The 1,696-nt window shown below is 72.8% G+C and carries 1 protein-coding gene; it reads right to left on the bottom strand.

The genetic code is table 11. The annotated features are described in order from the left end of the window. Positions 1 to 271: 271 nt before the first annotated feature. Entirely contained in the window at positions 272 to 1,327 is a 1,056-nt protein-coding gene (locus ACTUAL_RS02245) for a GH25 family lysozyme (RefSeq protein WP_440899093.1), read from the bottom strand. Positions 1,328 to 1,696: the final 369 nt, after the last annotated feature.

The following is a 1,696-nucleotide window of genomic DNA, read 5'->3' on the forward strand; positions in this document are numbered from 1 at the left end:
CGTGGCGGGCGTGGCGGCGCTGTACAAGGCGACCTACGGCGACGCGCCGTCGGCGACGGTGCACGACTGGCTGAACAGCAAGGCCACCCCGAACACGATCACCAACGGGGCGACCGGCGGCACGGCCAACCGGTTGCTGAACACGGCCGGCCTCTGATCGCGCGCCTGCCCTGAGCGAGGGCCCGCGCCCCACGCGGTCGTGGGACGCGGGCCCGGTCCGCCGAGGGGGGTGGGCGACCGCCGCCCGGCCACCACCCGCCGCACCGCCGCGCTAGGCGGTCGGTCCCTGCGTGGGCGGCTGAACCACCGGGGGCTGCCCCACCGGGGGCTCGGTCACGGGCGGCTCGGTCACCGGCGGCTGGGGCGCGGGCCTGCTCGGCTCCTGCGCCAGCGCCACCAGCTCGGCCAGCACCGCGGGCGGCAGCTGGCTGCGCAGCACCTGCGCCTGCCTCCGCGCGCTCAGCCCCTCCTTGTTGGTGCGCAACGAGGCCAGCAGGTTGGCCTCCTCCTCGGTGAGCCCCTCCGAGTGCGCGTCGAGCTTGACCTCCACCCGCCGCGCGGTCGCCTCGGCGCCCTGCGCGCTCCACATGCCCTGGATGGTGTTGTTGATCAGCGACCGGTCGGGCTGGCCGTCGCCGTCGGTGTCGTACCGCCGCTGCTCGATCTCGTTGACCACCGCGGAGGCGATCTCCTGCGCACTGGGCATGTTGTCCCCTTCGAGTAGGTCCTGGAGCTCCTGGCGGGTGCCCCGGTAGGCGTTGCCGTCGATCCGCCCGTTCGGGTAGTTGGCGACGGCCAGCGACGAGGTGAACTGGGCGATCTCGGTGCGCAGCCCGCCGAAGCTGGGCCAGTACTCGCCCCCGAGGGCGAACTGCTCCTTGCGCCGCACCACGTTGTCCGGGTAGCGCGAGTGCCACAGCGGGGGCAGTCCCGACAGGTCCGGCGAGCCCATGCGGCCCGACCAGTACCACTGCGGCAGGTAGATCAGCGGCGACCCGTACCCGGAGGCGCGGGCCTGGTCGACGAAGCCCCGGATGGCCCCGAGCGAGCCCGCGCCGTCCTCGATGTCGAGCAGCACCGGCACGTCGGTGCCCACCACCGCCCGCACGTTCCCGAGCTGCCCGCCCACGTCGTCGCCGCGCATGTAGTGGTACGCGGCGACGAGCATCCCGGCGGACCGGGCGCGGGCGAGCTGGTCGTGGTAGCTCGGCGAGCGCCAGGTGGAGCCCTCGGTGGCCTTGATGAAGGCGAAGTCGAAGCCCTCGGAACGCGCGGCGGCGAAGTCGAAACCCGGCTGGTATGCGGATACGTCGACTCCGTAGATCACGGGCGACCTCCTCGTGGGGTCGGTGGCAGGGGACGCGCTTCTTGGTCGGATACGTACCCGGAGGCCGAACGGATCAACAGACAACGGCTCCAAAGGCCGCGCCCGATCGGGTGCGAATGGTTTTGAGACGCACGCGCAGGGGGTTCAGCGGGCGCGTCCGGTAGGGGGTCGGAGGTGGTGTGGCGTCGGGGGAGCCGCGGGTGGGCAGTAGGGTGCCCGGCGTCACGCGGATTTCCGCGTGAACCGGAATTTCCCTGGGGTGGTGCGGTGGAATCCCTGCGCGAAGCGGTGCCCGACGACGTCCCGGCGCTGCGCGCCTTCGCGGAGGACTGCGTCCGCCCGCACTACGCGTCGCTCATCGGCGTGGAG

This window comes from Actinosynnema sp. (assembly GCF_052038725.1).